This window comes from Pseudomonas corni (genome assembly GCF_057128765.1).
On the sequence record NZ_JBSKHW010000013.1, the window covers coordinates 111,480 to 127,766 of the forward strand.

Annotated in this window: 12 protein-coding genes and 2 tRNA genes; 3 read left to right on the forward strand and 11 right to left on the reverse strand. The window is 58.2% G+C overall.

Translation table 11 applies throughout. The annotated features are described in order from the left end of the window. Positions 1–31: 31 nt before the first annotated feature. From tsaA to ACWKV9_RS19840, 3 genes are all read right to left on the reverse strand, one after another. Positions 32–736 carry a tRNA (N6-threonylcarbamoyladenosine(37)-N6)-methyltransferase TrmO gene (tsaA, locus tag ACWKV9_RS19830; protein ID WP_483837834.1) on the reverse strand — a complete coding sequence of 235 codons (705 nt, stop codon included), beginning with the start codon at positions 734–736 and terminating at the stop codon, positions 32–34. Positions 737–752: 16 nt separating this feature from the next. Then, a complete protein-coding gene (locus tag ACWKV9_RS19835) occupies positions 753–1,214 on the reverse strand; it encodes a YehS family protein (RefSeq protein WP_483837835.1) in 462 nt (153 codons plus the stop codon). A 76-nt stretch (positions 1,215–1,290) separates the two neighbouring features. Further along, the gene (locus ACWKV9_RS19840) at positions 1,291–2,001 is read right to left on the reverse strand and encodes an rRNA pseudouridine synthase (RefSeq protein WP_483837836.1); all 711 of its coding nucleotides are present in this window, start codon (positions 1,999–2,001) and stop codon (positions 1,291–1,293) included. A 178-nt stretch (positions 2,002–2,179) separates the two neighbouring features. Between ACWKV9_RS19840 and ACWKV9_RS19845 the strand changes: the two genes are divergently transcribed. Beyond that, positions 2,180–3,175 carry an alpha/beta fold hydrolase gene (locus tag ACWKV9_RS19845; protein ID WP_483837837.1) on the forward strand — a complete coding sequence of 332 codons (996 nt, stop codon included), beginning with the start codon at positions 2,180–2,182 and terminating at the stop codon, positions 3,173–3,175. 45 nt (positions 3,176–3,220) lie between these two features. On the opposite strand, the gene ACWKV9_RS19850 is transcribed toward ACWKV9_RS19845, so the two are convergent. Both ACWKV9_RS19850 and rimO read right to left on the reverse strand, forming a co-directional pair. Then, entirely contained in the window at positions 3,221–3,670 is a 450-nt protein-coding gene (locus ACWKV9_RS19850) for a GNAT family N-acetyltransferase (protein WP_483837838.1), read from the reverse strand. 102 nt (positions 3,671–3,772) lie between these two features. Continuing rightward, complete coding sequence (gene rimO, locus ACWKV9_RS19855) at positions 3,773–5,110, reverse strand: 30S ribosomal protein S12 methylthiotransferase RimO (protein ID WP_483837839.1); 1,338 nt, start codon at positions 5,108–5,110, stop codon at positions 3,773–3,775. 268 nt (positions 5,111–5,378) lie between these two features. Here rimO and ACWKV9_RS19860 point away from each other — a divergent pair, with 268 nt between their 5' ends. Continuing rightward, positions 5,379–7,277 (forward strand): potassium transporter Kup, encoded by a 1,899-nt coding sequence (locus ACWKV9_RS19860; protein WP_483837840.1) that lies wholly within the window; start codon positions 5,379–5,381, stop codon positions 7,275–7,277. 71 nt (positions 7,278–7,348) lie between these two features. Here the strand turns inward: ACWKV9_RS19860 and ACWKV9_RS19865 are convergent, their stop codons facing one another. From ACWKV9_RS19865 to ACWKV9_RS19880, 4 genes are all read right to left on the reverse strand, one after another. Beyond that, entirely contained in the window at positions 7,349–8,635 is a 1,287-nt protein-coding gene (locus ACWKV9_RS19865) for a virulence factor family protein (RefSeq protein WP_483837841.1), read from the reverse strand. Continuing rightward, positions 8,635–11,280 carry a bifunctional lysylphosphatidylglycerol flippase/synthetase MprF gene (gene mprF, locus ACWKV9_RS19870; protein WP_483837842.1) on the reverse strand — a complete coding sequence of 882 codons (2,646 nt, stop codon included), beginning with the start codon at positions 11,278–11,280 and terminating at the stop codon, positions 8,635–8,637. The genes ACWKV9_RS19865 and mprF overlap by 1 nt, the downstream gene beginning before the upstream one ends. Before the next feature lie 330 nt (positions 11,281–11,610). Next, positions 11,611–11,687: transfer RNA gene (locus tag ACWKV9_RS19875), tRNA-Met, on the reverse strand. A 236-nt stretch (positions 11,688–11,923) separates the two neighbouring features. Continuing rightward, a tRNA-Met gene (locus tag ACWKV9_RS19880) sits at positions 11,924–12,000 on the reverse strand. A 271-nt stretch (positions 12,001–12,271) separates the two neighbouring features. Here ACWKV9_RS19880 and dinB point away from each other — a divergent pair. After that, a complete protein-coding gene (gene dinB, locus ACWKV9_RS19885) occupies positions 12,272–13,333 on the forward strand; it encodes a DNA polymerase IV (protein ID WP_483837843.1) in 1,062 nt (353 codons plus the stop codon). A 50-nt stretch (positions 13,334–13,383) separates the two neighbouring features. On the opposite strand, the gene ACWKV9_RS19890 is transcribed toward dinB, so the two are convergent. Both ACWKV9_RS19890 and ACWKV9_RS19895 read right to left on the reverse strand, forming a co-directional pair. Continuing rightward, positions 13,384–14,340 (reverse strand): hypothetical protein, encoded by a 957-nt coding sequence (locus ACWKV9_RS19890; RefSeq protein WP_483837844.1) that lies wholly within the window; start codon positions 14,338–14,340, stop codon positions 13,384–13,386. An 87-nt stretch (positions 14,341–14,427) separates the two neighbouring features. Continuing rightward, positions 14,428–16,143 carry a proline--tRNA ligase gene (locus ACWKV9_RS19895; RefSeq protein WP_483837845.1) on the reverse strand — a complete coding sequence of 572 codons (1,716 nt, stop codon included), beginning with the start codon at positions 16,141–16,143 and terminating at the stop codon, positions 14,428–14,430. Positions 16,144–16,287: the final 144 nt, after the last annotated feature.

A 16,287-nucleotide genomic window follows, 5' to 3' on the forward strand; every position in this document is an offset into this window, starting at 1 on the left:
GTGGGTGAAGATCGCAAGGTGCCGTTTGGGCTCAATAACCAGCCAGAACGACCTCAAGCACCCTTATCAAGCCCGGCTGCGGATAATGCCAGCGCACATCCACGTCCCAGAACTGCGCGCCGTAGCGGCGCTCTGGTGTCGGCAGTTGATATGCCGGACGCGGGTCCTGCGCCAGGCACTGCTCAATCAGTTCAATCATCGGCTCGCCCAGGCGCAAGCCGTGTTCGCGGCCTTGAGCCAGCGCGGCCAGCTCCCACTCCACGGCAATCAACGTCGGCGCGGCGCTGGCCATAGTGTTGGTCGCTTCACTGATGACGTCGGCGTAAGGCACATACGGTTTGATGTCCAGCACCGGGGTGCCGTCCAACAGATCGATGCCCGACAACCAGAGTTTTCCGGCTTCGACTTTGTCCAGTTTGACCACCGATTGCCCGATGCCATTCGGCCTATGGGTGGCCCGCGTTGCGAACACCCCCATGGACTGATTGCCGCCGAGCCGTGGAGGGCGCACCTTCAGGCGCGGCTTGTCTTCCAGTGCCTGATGAAACACGAACAGCAGCCAGACATGACTGACGTGTTCCAGTCCCTGCACCGCCTCGTCCTGATCGAACGGCGCCACCAGCTCCAGCACGCCACGGGCAGCTGGCGCCAACTGTGGCTGCCGCGGGATGGCGAACTTTTCCTTGAAGCACGAACGAACGTAGCCGACAGGAGAAACGCTGAACGTCTCAGACATCGCGAATCAACAGCCGTTAGCCGCGAACGCGCAGGGTCAGGCCCTTGAGGAAGTTGCGCAGGAACTGATCACCGCAGGCGCGGTAGTTGTTGTGACCGAACTTGCGAAACAGCGCGCTCAGTTCAGGTTTTGAGACCGGGAATTCAGCGGCCTTGAGGATTGCGTGCATGTCTTCTTCCTTCAGTTCGAAGGCTACACGCAGCTTTTTCAGAACAGTGTTGTTGGTCATCGGCAATTCAGTGGCGACTGCCGGGCGGCTTTCATCCTTGCCGCGCTTGAAGAACACCAGGCCGTCGAGAAAGGACGCCATGATCTCGTCGCTGCACGGCTCGTAGCCTTCTTCTTCGTCTTTCTTGGTGAATGCAATCACGTCAGCTTTGGTCACCTCGTGGCCACCGAGCTTGATGATGTCTACGACTTTAGCGTCGCTGATATCAAGCATGTAGCGGACGCTACGCAATACATCGTTGTTCATCATGGTGCTGGTGTCCTGATCAATCGGGTTAAGCGGCGCGCAAGACTGCGCGCATCACTGAAAAAGAGGGGCTGCGGGATTAAAACTTTTCTTTGTCATTCATGTAGCGCCATTGGCCTTCTGGCACCTTGCCGATCGACACGCCACCGACGCGGATCCGGCGTACTGAAACGACCTTCAGTCCGACCGCTTCGCACAACTGTGCTATCACGCCCGGCTGCGGGTTTTTCATGGCGAAACGCAGGCGGGTTTCGTTCTGCCAGCTGGCTTTGACCTTAGGCAATTCCTTGCCCTTGTAGGTCATGCCGTGGTTCAGGCGATTCAGTCCGTGGGCGACCATGTCGCCGGAGACCTCGACCACGTACTCCTGCTCGATCTTGCTGCGATCGTCGGTCAGTTTGCGCAGGATTTTCCAGTCTTGGCTGAAGATCATCAGGCCGCTGGCGTTGGCCTGCATGGTCGATATCGGCTCCAGCCGCAAAAAGTGACCTTTGAGCGGGCGCTTGCTGAAGCTGTGGTCTGCAGACAATGTGCCCGGCGTGATAAGCGCCAGAGCCACATCGTCGGCCATGCCGGCCGGTTTGTTCAGCAGGAGGGTCACTGGCTCCGGGGCATCGGCCTTGGCATCCGGGCTGAGTTCGACTTTTTGATTCTCGACCTTGAACTGCGGCTCCTCGATAACCTGGCCATCAACAGTGACCCAGCCACCTTCAATGAACAGCTCGGCCTCCCGACGGGAGCAGCCGACCAGTTCGATGAGGCGTTTGGAAAGGCGAATGGGGTCAGTCATGAGAAAAGCCGTTACAAAGAGGAAAGGCGCCCATTGTACCCGTGCAAGCAGCGTTAATCGCGGCCACATTAAAAATGCACGGCCAATAGCGTCTATTCCGGAGATTTTTTCTGGGAGCATCGCTCCGCGTTGTGGTCTTCTGCTCATCCCACGACACTTTCGACCCTGGAGTTTTTACATGGCCAAGTGGCTTCCCGCGTTGCTTTTGAGCTTCAGCCTGCCGTTGATGGCGGCTGAAAAACCTTCCTACGGCCCGCAACTGGAAGGGTTTGAATACCCGTTCTCGGCGCAGAATTTCAGCTTCGAGTCTCAAGGCCAGAACGTTCAGATGGGCTACATGGACATCAAGCCTACCAGCGCCGCCAATGGTCGCAGCGTGGTGTTGTTGCACGGCAAGAATTTCTGCGGCGCGACCTGGGAAGGCACCATCAAGGCGCTGAGTGCAGCCGGATATCGGGTGGTCGCGCCTGACCAGATAGGCTTCTGCCGTTCGAGCAAGCCTGCCGACTACCGCTATACCTTCGAGCAGCTCGCGCAGAACACAAAAGCGCTTTTGACCCATTTGGGCATCGACCATGTGACCGTGGTCGGTCATTCGATGGGCGGCATGCTGGCCACACGTTTTTCGCTGCTGTACCCCGAGCAGGTAGATCAACTGATGCTGGTCAACCCGATCGGTCTTGAAGACTGGAAGGCCAAGGGCGTGCCGGATCGCAGCTTCGATGACTGGTATGCCCGGGAGCTGAAGACCAACGCCGACAGCATCCGCAAATATCAGCAGTCGACGTACTACGCCAATGAATGGCGGCCTGAGTTTGATCACTGGGTCGACATGCAGGCCGGAATGTTCAGCGGCAAGGGCAAGGAGGCGGTGGCGCGGGCGTCGGCGCAGACCTACGGAATGATCTTCAACCAGCCGGTGTTTTACGATTTTGAGAAGCTAAAGATGCCGACCGTGTTGTTCATTGGTCAGAAGGACAACACCGCCATCGCCAAAGATGCTGCACCAGAAGTACTGCGCAAGGAGTTGGGCAACTATCCGGAGTTGGGCAAGGCCGTTGCCAAGCGCATCCCTCAGGCGACGCTGGTGGAATTCGCCGGGCTTGGTCACGCCCCGCAGATTCAGGACCCTGAGCAGTTTAATCGGGTGTTGATCAGCAACCTGAAGCGTTAATCCTTGTTGGCGCCGGTGGGATACCGCCCACTCGCGCCATGAGGATCACTGACGTAAGCGCATACGCAGCATCGGATAGGGCCTTCCCAGCCCATCGACTTTCGAGCGGCCGACGACTTCAAACCCTTGCTTCACATAGAAGCCCAAAGCTTGCGGGTTCTGTTCGTTGACATCGAGCTGGTCAATATCGAAGTGCTCGATGGCGTAGTTCAGCAGCTTCTTTCCCAGCCCTTGGCCACGGCATTCAGGAGCGATGAACAGCATTTCCAGCTTGCCGATGGTGGTTCCCGCGAATCCTGTGATTTTCAGGTTTGAATCGCGCAGACAGATCAAATTGACCGCGTCCAGGTACTGGGTCAGCAACAGGTTCTTCAGCAGGGCGATATAGCCGTCGGGAAGGAAATCATGGGTAGCGCGTACGGAGTCCTCCCAGACCCGAGCGATTTCCGGGTAGTCATAAGCTTTCGGCAAATAGATGACCGAATGGTGAGGCATGGTGCCGGCTCTCCCGTGACTCAGACCTGTACGCTGAAGCCCTTACGATAGCCAGAAAAAACAAACCCCGCCGTTGGAGGGGCGGGGTTGGTGTCACTCAGATCAGATTGTCTCGGCCCACAAATCGTATTCATCGGCATCGATCACGCGACACATCACTTTGTCCCCAGGCTTGAGGTTCTTGTCGCTTTCGACGAACACACTGCCATCGATTTCCGGAGCATCGAAGAAGCAACGGCCCACGAAACCTTGCTCGTCCACTTCGTCGATCAGGACTTCGATTTCCTTGCCGATCTTCATCTGCAGACGCGCGGCGCTGATGGCCTGTTGGTGAGCCATGAAACGGTCCCAGCGTTCCTGCTTCACATCGTCCGGCACGATGGCTGCGTCCAGCAGGTTGGCTGGCGCGCCTTCGACCGGGGAGTACTGGAAGCAACCGACGCGATCCAGCTGCGCTTCGGTCAGCCAGTCCAGCAGGTACTGGAAGTCTTCTTCTGTCTCACCCGGGAAGCCGACGATGAAGGTGGAACGGATCACCAGATCCGGGCACTGCTCACGCCAGTTCTTGATGCGCGCCAGGGTCTTGTCTTCGAAGGCCGGACGCTTCATCAGCTTGAGGATCTTGGGGCTGGCGTGCTGGAACGGGATGTCCAGGTACGGCAGGATTTTGCCTGCGGCCATCAACGGAATGATTTCATCGACGTGCGGGTACGGGTAAACGTAGTGCAGACGGACCCAGACGCCGAGCGAACTCAGGGCCTGGCACAGCTCGGTCATGCGGGTGCGGACCGGCGCGCCGTTCCAGAAACCGGTGCGGTACTTGATGTCGACGCCGTAGGCGCTGGTGTCTTGCGAGATCACCAGCAGCTCTTTGACGCCGGCTTTGACCAGACGCTGTGCTTCGTCGAGTACATCACCCACCGGACGGCTGACCAGCTTGCCACGCATCGACGGGATAATGCAGAAACTGCAACTGTGATTGCAGCCCTCGGAAATCTTCAGATAGGCGTAATGACGCGGGGTCAGCTTGATGCCTTGCGGTGGCACCAGGTCGATCAGCGGGTTGTGATTGAGGTTAGGTGGCGCGGCGTCGTGCACGGCGTTGACCACCTGCTCGTACTGCTGCGGACCGGTCACCGCCAGCACGCTGGGGTGAACATTGCGGATGACGCTCTCGTCCACGCCCATGCAGCCGGTCACGATAACCTTGCCGTTTTCGGCCAGGGCTTCGCCGATCACTTCCAGCGATTCTGCCTTGGCGCTGTCGATAAACCCGCAGGTATTGACCACCACGACATCGGCGTCTTCGTAGGTCGGCACGACTTCGTAGCCTTCCATACGCAGCTGGGTAAGGATGCGTTCGGAGTCGACGAGTGCCTTCGGGCACCCAAGGGATACGAATCCAACCTTCGGGGCGGAAGGCGTGGTAACGATGGACATGACTAACCTCGGCGTAGTGTGCCCAGGCTGTTGGCCGAGACACTGACTGGGCGCTTGGTGCGCCTCTGATCAAAAAGTGCGCAATTCTAGCGATGAGTCGCGCGATTGACCAGTGTTAAACCAAGAATTACGACGAGTGCTGCGCTATGCTTCGCCGCGTTGCACCCAAGGTACAGACTGCGGGCGGCATCTGAATTTAACGGTGGGGCGTGGGTCAATCTCCCAGTGCGCTATCGCGACGCTCGAGTCATGGTTTCAGGAGTGGTAAATGGGTCACGCAAACAGTTCGGCAGAAGCCGGGCATCAGTCCGCCAAACCATTGAGTCTATTGGTGGCAGCGGTTGGTGTGGTGTATGGCGATATCGGCACCAGCCCGCTTTACACGCTCAAGGAAGTGTTTAACGGCGGTTATGGCGTGCAGGTCAGTCATGACGGGGTGTTGGGCATTTTATCGTTGATTTTCTGGTCCCTGATCTGGGTCGTTTCCTTCAAGTACATGGCATTCGTCCTGCGCGCTGACAATCAGGGCGAGGGTGGAATCATGGCCCTGACTGCGCTGGCGCGGCGAGCCACCGCCAAATATCCCAAATTGCAATCGGCGATGATCGTCTTCGGCCTGTTCGGCGCGGCGCTGTTCTACGGCGACAGCATGATCACTCCCGCCATCTCGGTGTTGTCGGCCATTGAAGGCATGGAGTTGGCGTTCGACGGGCTCGAACGCTGGGTGGTGCCGATTTCCTTGGTGGTGCTGGTGGGCTTGTTCCTGATCCAGCGGCACGGTACGGCGCGCATCGGCATTTTGTTCGGCCCGGTGATGGTGACGTGGTTTGTAGTGCTTGGGGTCTTAGGCGTTTACGGGATCGCACAGCAGCCGGAAGTGCTGCACGCGGTCAACCCGATGTGGGCCGTGCGCTTCTTCATCGTGCATCCAGGCATTGGCGTAGCGATTCTGGGTGCTGTGGTGCTGGCGCTGACCGGTGCCGAAGCCTTGTATGCGGACATGGGGCATTTTGGGCGCAAGCCGATTTCCCGCGCCTGGTTTGCACTGGTGCTGCCAGCGTTGGTGCTCAACTACTTCGGGCAGGGCGCTCTGGTGTTGCAGGACCCTGAAGCGGTGCGCAACCCGTTCTATCTGCTGGCGCCAAGCTGGGCGCTGTTGCCTTTGATCGCGCTTTCTACACTGGCCACGGTTATTGCCTCGCAAGCGGTGATTTCCGGCGCGTTCTCGATGACCCTGCAAGCGATTCAGCTGGGCTACATTCCGCGCATGTTCATTCAACACACGTCCAGTGATGCCCAAGGCCAGATCTACATCGGTGCGGTGAACTGGTCGCTGATGGTTGGCGTGATCTTGCTGGTACTGGGTTTCGAGTCATCTGGCGCGCTGGCTTCTGCGTACGGCGTGGCGGTTACCGGCACCATGCTCTGCACGACGATACTGGTGTCGTCAGTGATGCTGTTGTTGTGGAAGTGGCCGCCTTTACTGGCAGTGCCGATTCTGGTGGGCTGTTTGCTGGTGGATGGTCTGTTCTTCGCCGCCAACGTGCCGAAGATATTCCAGGGCGGCGCATTCCCGTTCATCGCCGGTATCGCTTTGTTTATCCTGATGACGACATGGAAGCGCGGTAAGCAGTTACTGGTGGAGCGTATCGATGAGGGCGGCCTGCCGTTGCCGATCTTCATCAGCAGCATTCGTGTGCAGCCGCCCCATCGGGTGCAGGGCACGGCTGTGTTTCTGACAGCCAGGCCAGATGCCGTTCCACACGCGCTGTTGCACAACTTGCTGCACAACCAGGTGCTGCATGAGCAAGTGGTGCTGTTGACGGTGGTGTACGAGGACAGCCCGCGAGTGCCTGCGTCCGAGCGCTTTGAAGTGGAGGCGTATGGGGAGGGGTTCTTCCGGGTGATCCTGCATTTTGGCTTCATCGACGAGCCAGATGTACCAGCCGCACTGAAGCTGTGTCACTTGCCTGAGCTGGATTTCAGCCCGATGCGAACCACCTATTTCCTGAGCCGCGAGACCGTAGTGTCTTCCAAGCTGGTGGGCATGGCGCGTTGGCGTGAAGGTCTGTTCGCCTTCATGTTGAAGAACGCCAACGGCAATCTGCGGTTCTTCAAGCTGCCGTTCAATCGGGTGATCGAACTGGGTACTCAAGTAGAGATGTAACGCACCCCTGACGATAAAAAATCCCCGCAGTCTCACGAGTGCGGGGATTTTTTTTGCGTGCAGTTCGTGGCTTATTGTGTCGCTGTCTTGCCCTGGCGCTTGTTGATGGCATCGATCAGGCGCTTGGCCAGCGCAGGGTAGTTCTCATCGAAGTGATGCCCCCCTGGCAATTGCAGCTTCTCACCTGGGGCCGTGGCTTCGGTGCAGCCGCTTTCGTCCTTCTCTTCAATGCCGTAGACGCACAGCACCTTCGCCGCCGGAAGCTTGGCCATTTCAGGGCCGGTAGCAGCTTCTTTACCTGCGGCGCCCAGCCAGCCTTCTACTGCAATCTCGAAACTGCCAGTGCGCGCGAAGGCCAGCAAAACGATGCCGTCGACACGGTTTTGATCATCAGGATCAAGGCGGTTGTAGATTGCTGGCAGCACGTCGGCGCCGAACGAGTAACCCATGAGGATGAAGCGCTTGGTGCCCCATTTCTGACGGTAATGGGCCATCAGGTCAGCAAGGTCAGTGGCCGTCTGCTCCGGGGATTTGTGCTCCCAGTAATAGCGCAAAGTATCGATACCCACGGTCGGGTAGCCGACTTTGGCCATTTCCCCGGCGACGTCTTTGTCGAGGTCGCGCCAACCGCCGTCACCGGACAGAAACAGTGTGACAGTGTCAGTCGGCTGTGCGACCGGGACTTCCACCACTGGAATGCGCAGGCCACCGTCGTCATCGTCGCCACCCACGAGTTGGTGACGAAGCGCGGTGTTCAGCACCTGCGGCAATTTGATGTCGTAATCGCCGATGCTGGTTTCAGCGTTGGGCTGGTCGCGGACCAGCTTGGCTGCGGTGTCATCCGGCCAGTCATTCCAAGCGGCATACCAGTGACCATGGGCGGCTGATTGCGGCAGATTGTCATGGCAGCCTGGATCTTCAAGATTAAGGCCGACCGAAATGGCGACTGCCTTGTCATCGGTCTGCTCTGCGAGCCAGCGCCAGGCCAGAATCGAACCTGGGCCTATGCCCCCGACCAGCGTGGCAGGCTTATCGAGTTTGCCGGCCGCCTGCTTGAACGTTTGCTCTTGCAGTGCGCAATCGTCCTTGGGCAGTAGCACCTGAACGATCTGCGCGGAACCGTCACGGCTCAGGGCCAGCAATTGTTTCTCGCTCAACGCATCTTCTGCTGTGACGGCCAGCGCGACGTGGGCTTTAGGGCTGGACGGCGGAGTAGCACGGATCAGCGCAGTGCCGTTGTCTAGTGTGAGGTTTTCCAGGGTGGCTTGCGGGGCAGGGCGGTTCCACATCCAGGCCGCCAGTGCAACGGCGAGAATAATCAGACCTGCAAGCAAAAATCGCCAGTAGCGTTGAATCATCAGCGTTTCACCAATCCAGTCAGGCCGCCTGCAATCAGGGCGGCGGTGTCAGCCAGTGCAACGAGCGGATCTAGTCCGGCGGGCACGGCCATATAGCGGGGTTCCCAGTCAGGCTGGAATTTGTCTTTGAAACGGCGCAGACCCTGGAAGTTATAGAGTTGCTCGCCGCGACTAAATACCATGGAGCCCAGACGTTGAGTCAGCGGCGCGCCGCGTCGGGGTTGCAGGCCCGATAAAGGCACCATCCCTAGGCTGAAGCGTGCGTAACCTTCCTTTTTGTAATGCAGTATCAAGCCGACCATCATGAATTCCATGGTCAACTTCGGCGCCTCAGGGTGGGCGCGCATCAGGTCCAGGCTTGCCAGGTCGTGGCGCGAGGTTTCCAGTAGATTGGAAAACGCTACCGGCTTGCCTTCGAAGTGAATGATCGCGATGCGGAAGTGCTTGAGGTACTCGGGGCTGAAGCGGCCCAGCGAGAAGCCTTTTTCGCGAACGTTCTTGCCGGTGAGCCAAGCGTCGGAGATAACTTTGAGTTCATCCAGCGGCGCTTGTCCGACTTCGTAGATTTCCAGCGAAAGACCATCACGACCACCCCGATTCCAGGTGTAGCGCAGGTCTTTCATTTCCTTGCCCTTGGCTTCGATGTCGAACTTGTGCAGATCGACCCGTGCTTCCTCTCCCAGCTTGATCGCGGTCAGCCCGATGTCCATGTAGAACGGCAGGTTCTCGGCGCGGACCTGATAGAACACAGGGCGTGCATGGTGGACGTCGCACAGATCACGAAATTGCCAGATCAGCTCGGCACGCTGTTGCGTCGGGCCGATAGGGTCATACAGCGCCACCAGACTGCGACCACGATGGGCGTACATCAGAAACGCGTTGCCGTCGGGGTGCATCAGCACTGCTTTGTCGCCGGTCAGGACCAGTCCGCCGTCAGGCTGATTAGAGGCATTGATGATCTGCGCCGCTTTCGCCAACTCTTCAGCGTCGGGCAGATGGATGACCGGGCGTGCGGTGCGTAGCAACCAGGTCAGCGACACGATCACCAGCAATACCGCGCTGCCCAGCGCTGAACGCAGACCCCGCGGGGCGTCGGCGTCAAGGGTGAATTGCCACCACAGCTGATGGCTGTACGGAACGTCCTGGTAAGCGAACAGCAGCAGCCAGAATGACGCGCCCAGCACGCAAATGCTGGCAACCAGATACAGCGGTGAAAACGGCAGTTCCAGCAGACGGCTTGGGCGGTAGAAGGAGCGTCGGAAGATCGCCAGCAAACACGCTGTCAGCAACAGCATGCTCGCTTCTTCCCAGTCGAAACCCTTGAGGATCGAGAGAATCGAGCCGACGAATAGCAGAATCGTGGTCAGCATCCAGGCCGCGGAAAGGCGACGCCGCAGGCCCTGGGCAAGCAGCAGGCACAGCACGCCAATCAGGCTGGCGCCAAAGTGCGACGCGTCGATCAAGCGATGGGGAATCAAGAACCCGAGACTTTCCAGGCGCGTATCGATTTCGGGAGTCGCCCCGGAAAACAGCAGCACCACGCCCGACAAAAAGACCAGCAGCGCGAGGATGGGTGCGCCAAGACCAGAGGCGACACGGATGGCCTGTTGCGCAAAAATCAGGCGTTTGGCTTCGCTGTATAGCAATACGAGACACGCTACGAGCAAAGGCAGCACGACGTAGATCAATCGATACAACAGCAGTGCCGCGGCTAGAGGTGCGGCGCCGAGTTCGTCGGCGAATGCGGCCAGCAATATGGCTTCGAACACGCCAACGCCACCCGGTACATGGCTCAACACACCGGCAGCAAGTGCCAGCAGGTAGACCAGCAGGAACGCTCCGAGAGGCGGAGCTGAAGGCAGTAGCATGTAAAGAACGACGGCCGCGGCTGCGACGTCCAGTGCCGTGATGAGCAGTTGCATCAGCGTCAGTTGCACGCCCGGCAAACGCAGAGTGCGACGTCCGGCGCGGACCAGCAGATTATGAGGCAGCGTCTGTTCAGGCAGGCGACGGCGATACACCGCAAAACCAAGCAGTGCCGTTAACGCCAGGATGATCACTGAAACGGTGGCAAGCACTGGTACCGAAAGGTGCAGCGCCAGAGAAGCCGATGGCAGATCGCTCAATGTCGCCAAGGCCGCCAGAGGGGGTAGGGCGCAACCCAGCGACAGGCTGGCGAACAACGTCATTCGGGCTACTTCACCGGCGCCCACGCCATGGCGCGAATACAGCCGGTACCGAACGGAGCCGCCCGAAAGCATGGACAGGCCCACGGCGTTGCCGATGGCGAACGCACAGAAACCGCCCATGATCAGCGTCTTCCTGGGCAAGTTCACGTTGGCATAGCGGCTGGCGGACCACTCGTACCCCAGCAAAATGGCGAACCCCACGACAGTGGCCAGTACAGCGCCAATCAACGACGGTGCAGGAACGCTGAGCAAGGAATCCTGCAACGCATAGATGTCCAGCTCTGCCAGCATATGGCGGCAAGCGATCAGGGCGACTGCAAATAAAAGAATCGTGACGCCCAGCCCAATGGACTGACGGTTCTTGCCGAAAAAATCAAGCAAGCGCCGTCGGGCAGGGTGAGGCGATGTATGCGCCGGGACTGCTTCGGCATTGTTGTCTGACGGGTTGGCGCGCATCAATCACTCCTTGGATCGTGCGCGACAGGATGGAGGTATACAGCCAAGTTACCAATCCCTACGCAAAAAATAATTCAGGATGTTAGCGCTTCAACGTCTAACGAGCGAATAAGGCGGAAACGTTTAGGGAGCTATTCAGTCTAGGTTCAGCTGATCTCTACCCTATCGGCAGCACGATGAGAAACTGCTGCGCTATTGAAAATTCAGGTCAACACCGCTTGGGACCAATGGTCCTGCCGTTGTATGACACCCCTTTGCGTGTGCTGTTCGGGGACTTTTTACCCGGGCAAAAAAAAGGCCACTCTTTCGAGTAGCCTTTCTTTCTAACGTTGGTTGCGGGAGCCGGATTTGAACCGACGACCTTCGGGTTATGAGCCCGACGAGCTACCAGACTGCTCCATCCCGCGTCTGTGTGGCGGCATTCTACAGTCGAACGCCGAAGTGTCAACCTTTAATGCAGAACCTCGACAAAATAACCACATCTGCTGAAGAGCGTTCGTAAGTGGCGGTGTAGCAAGGCTTTTATGAATAGACGCCGATCGTTCCATTGCCGGGATAAATGCCGGCACCAAGGAAGCAGTGGCCGGGTAAAAACGCACACGCACAAAAAAGGCCACTCTTTCGAGTAGCCTTTTTTGATGTTTGGTTGCGGGAGCCGGATTTGAACCGACGACCTTCGGGTTATGAGCCCGACGAGCTACCAGACTGCTCCATCCCGCGTCTGTGTGGCGGCATTCTACAGAGGAATGACGGGCTGTCAACCGTTGCATTGAAAAAAATGCTTTTCCTTCAATCGCTTAGCGAGCTGCATAAGCGGCGAATATACCAGCAGCCCCAGCGGGGCGGGCGTATGAGCGTATATTCCTACGGCCGATCTGGACATTGGCAGGGCGCATATTCAGACATTTCCTGCTGACAGGTCTGCGTGGCAAGTGCGGCGTTCGGGCGTCAGTGAGATACTGCGCCACCATCCTCCGTACGACCGCACGTTATGCCGCAGCGCAAAATCATCCATGTTGACTGTGACTGTTTCTACGCCGCCATTGAAATGCGCGACGATCCGCGGCTGGCCGGCAAACCGTTGGCGGTGGGCGGGTCGCCGGACCGGCGTGGGGTGATTGCCACCTGCAACTATGAGGCGCGCGCCTACGGTGTGCGCTCAGCGATGTCTTCGCGTCATGCGCTGACGCTGTGTCCGGACCTGACCATCGTCAAGCCGCGTTTCGATGCCTATAAAGAAGCCTCGAAAGAAATCCATGTGATTTTCCGCGAATACACCGATTTGATCGAACCGCTGTCGTTGGACGAAGCCTTCCTGGACGTATCGGAGAGCGAACACTTTGGCGGCAGCGCTACGCGTATCGCCCAAGACATCCGTCGACGGGTTTCCAATCAACTGCATATCACGGTATCGGCAGGGGTCGCGCCGAACAAGTTTCTGGCCAAGATCGCCAGCGACTGGAAAAAGCCCAACGGGTTGTTTGTGATAACCCCCGATCAGGTCGAGGCATTTGTTGCTGATCTGCCCGTTTCCAAGTTGCACGGGGTCGGCAAGGTGACGGCGGACAAGTTGGGCAGGCAGGGCATTATTAGCTGCGCCGATCTGCGCCAATGGAGCAAGCTCTCGCTGGTCCGGGAGTTCGGCTCATTTGGTGAAAGGCTCTGGGGCCTGGCCCACGGGATCGACAAACGCCCGGTGCAGAACGACAGTCGCCGGCAATCGGTCAGTGTCGAGAACACCTATGACACAGATCTGCCGGACCTTGCGAGCTGCGTGGAGAAACTGCCCGCGTTGATTGAGACGTTGTCCGAGCGCATCGAGCGAATGGATACCCAATACCGACCGGGCAAGCCCTTCGTGAAAGTGAAATTCCACGACTTCACGCAGACGACTCTGGAGCAGGCGGGGGCAGGGTGGGATCTGGAAAGTTACACCCAATTGCTGACACAAGCCTTCGCCCGGGGTAGTAAACCGGTTCGGCTGCTTGGGGTAGGGGTTCGACTGCATGACCTGCGCGGCGCCCATGAACAGCTGGAGCTGTTCACCCACTGACCCCACAAGTCTATGTTGTGGGGCTATTCGGCAAGTCAGGCAGGGCGAAGTTATTCAGCGCTGGCCGGCACAGCAACCAGACGGCCCGCATCCTTGGCAAGGGACCGTAAAAACTCGTGCTGCAATTGCGGATCGTTGCGGGTCATTTCGATCAACGTCTGTTCCAGTTCGCTCGCTTCTTCCTCAAGTCCCAATTCAGACAGGCGCTTTACGCGATGAACCCACTGGCTGACTTCATCGTCTTCCAGGTCATCGTAAATTAGCCCATGGGCCTCGATCAATTTGCCGCGCAGTGACTTGCTCAGTGGCAAAGACGCGTTGGTGTGGACGGTGGCCTGATCGTCTTCCACTCGAAGGTTAAGTTGAGTGACGCGACTCAGATCCTGTTCCGCGAAGGGACTGTCCAGCAGGTTGATACGCAGCACGCCATTGCGATCGGTGGTCAGTTCGTGGGCCTGATTGCCGGCTTTCACTTCCACCGGACTCTCGCTCCAGGGCAGGCTCGTGTGCTCGATACGATGATCATGCTGAACCTCGTCGATACCCGCCAGGTTTTGCTGTGCGCGTCCGTGGGAGGGAACGTTCATGAACGGATTGAGCCCGGCAACGCCGTAGCTGATCCAGTCTTTGGTGACGCTGTCGGGCAGGCTGCCAAATGTGATGACATTGACGATGTTCGCGCCGATCCCGGCGACGACTGTCACAGCCCCCAGCGGAATCTCGTAGATCTCCCGCCAAGGCTGATAGGGGGTGTAGCGGTCGTAGTGACGCGTGACTTCAAATTCGGTGACGTCGAAGGTTTTTAGCTCGTGAATGCGCACACGCCGCTGCGGCAGTTCAAGGGTCTTGGGCTCACCGATATCCACTTCCAGGCTGTGCTCTAGCAGTTTTCGCTCGACGCGTTCTTCGTGCTCGCTGCGTTGAGACAAATGATTGGCGCAACCGCCGATCAACAGCGTGCCGCAAAGCGTAGCGCTTGCGAGGCTTAGGGAACTTCGCTTGGACATGGGATCTCTTGCAGCAGAAAAGGCGAACACATTCGGACAAGCGTCGAAGCTGAGGGCGCGCGTTCGCAGGACGAACGCGCGCAGGTCTCAGCGGTTGAGACGACCCTTGATGAAAGACAGCACGTCAGCGACGGGCAATGCCTGGGCTTCTGGCTCGGTGCGGCTCTTGTATTCCAGGTTGCCTTCGGCCAGACCGCGGTCGCTGACGACGATGCGGTGCGGGATGCCGATCAGTTCCATGTCAGCGAACTTGATGCCAGGGCTCACTTTTTTGTCGCGATCATCAAGCAGCACCTCGAAGCCGGCAGCCGTCAATTCAGCGTAAAGCTTGTCGGTGGCTTCACGCACAGCCTCGGTTTCATAACGCAGCGGGACAAGGGCGATCTGGAATGGCGCCAGGGTGTCACTCCAGATGATTCCGTTAGCGTCATTGTTCTGTTCGATAGCGGCCGCCACTACGCGGGAAACGCCAATGCCATAGCAACCCATGGTCAACAGGACTGGCTTGCCATTCTCACCCAACACCTGGCACTTCATCGCTTCGCTGTACTTGGTGCCCAGCTGAAATATGTGGCCGACTTCAATACCGCGCTTGATCACCAGCGTGCCTTTGCCGTCAGGGCTTGGGTCGCCAGCCACGACATTGCGCAGATCGGCAACCTCAGGCACCGGAAGGTCGCGCTCCCAGTTCACGCCGAAGTAGTGCTTGTCATCAATGTTTGCACCGATGCCGAAGTCGCTCATCAGCTCGACCGAGCGGTCGATGATGCATGGCAGTGGCAGATTCAACGGGCCCAACGAACCTGCGCCAGCGCCGATCGCGTCGCGGAGTTCTGTTTCGGTTGCCATTACCAGCGGGCTGGCTACCTGATCCAGATTGGCAGCTTTGATTTCGTTGAGTTCATGATCGCCGCGAATGATCAGCGCGATTAATTTGCCTTCTTCTGCGGCGTGGACCACCAGCGTCTTGACGGTTTTCTCGATGGGCAGGCCAAACTCTTCGACCAGTGCAGCGATGGTCTTGGCGTTAGGTGTGTCCACCAGACGCAGCTCTTGAGTGGCAGCGCCGCGGCTGGTTTCCAGAGGAATGGCTTCTGCTTTTTCGATGTTCGCAGCGTAATCCGACGTATCGCTGAACACGATGTCGTCTTCGCCGGATTCGGCCAGTACGTGGAATTCGTGAGAACCAGCACCGCCAATCGAGCCGTTGTCTGCTTCAACCGGGCGGAAGTTCAGGCCCAGGCGGGTGAAGACATTGCAGTACGCCTGATGCATGCGATCGTAGGTTTCCTGCAGGGAATCCTGAGTCGTATGGAATGAGTAAGCGTCCTTCATGATGAATTCACGGCCGCGCATCAAACCAAAGCGCGGGCGGATCTCGTCACGGAACTTGGTCTGGATCTGATACATGTTGATTGGCAGCTGCTTGTAGCTGTTCAGCTCGTTGCGTGCCAGATCGGTGATGACTTCTTCGTGGGTCGGGCCCGCGCAGAACTCGCGATCATGTCGATCCTTCAAGCGCAGCAGCTCAGGGCCGTATTGTTCCCAGCGACCTGATTCCTGCCACAGTTCGGCCGGTTGAATACCGGGCATCAAGACTTCCAGAGCGCCTGCTGCGTCCATTTCTTCACGCACGACCGCCTCGACTTTGCGCAGTACACGCAAGCCCATGGGGAGCCAGGTGTAGAGGCCTGATGCCAGTTTGCGGATCATGCCAGCGCGCAGCATCAGTTGGTGGCTGATCACGACTGCGTCGGAAGGGGTTTCTTTCTGTGTGGCGAGCAAATATTGACTGGTGCGCATGGTAGGCCGTTGTCGGTTGCTGGGACTAGAAATGACCCGGCATTGTACGGTGGTGATACGGTCGAGTACAGGGCGAGGGCGGCGTTACGAAGGGAGAGACAATGGTTTTTGCAAGCAATGAAAAAGCCCGGCACAAGGCCGGGC

Coding starts and splice junctions, on each gene's coding strand:
- ACWKV9_RS19860 (WP_483837840.1), top strand. CDS start 5,379: ATGGGTCACGCAAACAGTTCGGCAGAAGCCGGGCATCAGTCCGCCAAA.
- ACWKV9_RS19835 (WP_483837835.1), bottom strand. CDS start 1,214: ATGATGAACAACGATGTATTGCGTAGCGTCCGCTACATGCTTGATATC.
- rimO (WP_483837839.1), bottom strand. CDS start 5,110: ATGTCCATCGTTACCACGCCTTCCGCCCCGAAGGTTGGATTCGTATCC.
- tsaA (WP_483837834.1), bottom strand. CDS start 736: ATGTCTGAGACGTTCAGCGTTTCTCCTGTCGGCTACGTTCGTTCGTGC.
- ACWKV9_RS19865 (WP_483837841.1), bottom strand. CDS start 8,635: ATGATTCAACGCTACTGGCGATTTTTGCTTGCAGGTCTGATTATTCTC.
- ACWKV9_RS19890 (WP_483837844.1), bottom strand. CDS start 14,340: ATGTCCAAGCGAAGTTCCCTAAGCCTCGCAAGCGCTACGCTTTGCGGC.
- dinB (WP_483837843.1), top strand. CDS start 12,272: ATGCCGCAGCGCAAAATCATCCATGTTGACTGTGACTGTTTCTACGCC.
- ACWKV9_RS19845 (WP_483837837.1), top strand. CDS start 2,180: ATGGCCAAGTGGCTTCCCGCGTTGCTTTTGAGCTTCAGCCTGCCGTTG.
- ACWKV9_RS19895 (WP_483837845.1), bottom strand. CDS start 16,143: ATGCGCACCAGTCAATATTTGCTCGCCACACAGAAAGAAACCCCTTCC.
- ACWKV9_RS19840 (WP_483837836.1), bottom strand. CDS start 2,001: ATGACTGACCCCATTCGCCTTTCCAAACGCCTCATCGAACTGGTCGGC.
- mprF (WP_483837842.1), bottom strand. CDS start 11,280: ATGCGCGCCAACCCGTCAGACAACAATGCCGAAGCAGTCCCGGCGCAT.
- ACWKV9_RS19850 (WP_483837838.1), bottom strand. CDS start 3,670: ATGCCTCACCATTCGGTCATCTATTTGCCGAAAGCTTATGACTACCCG.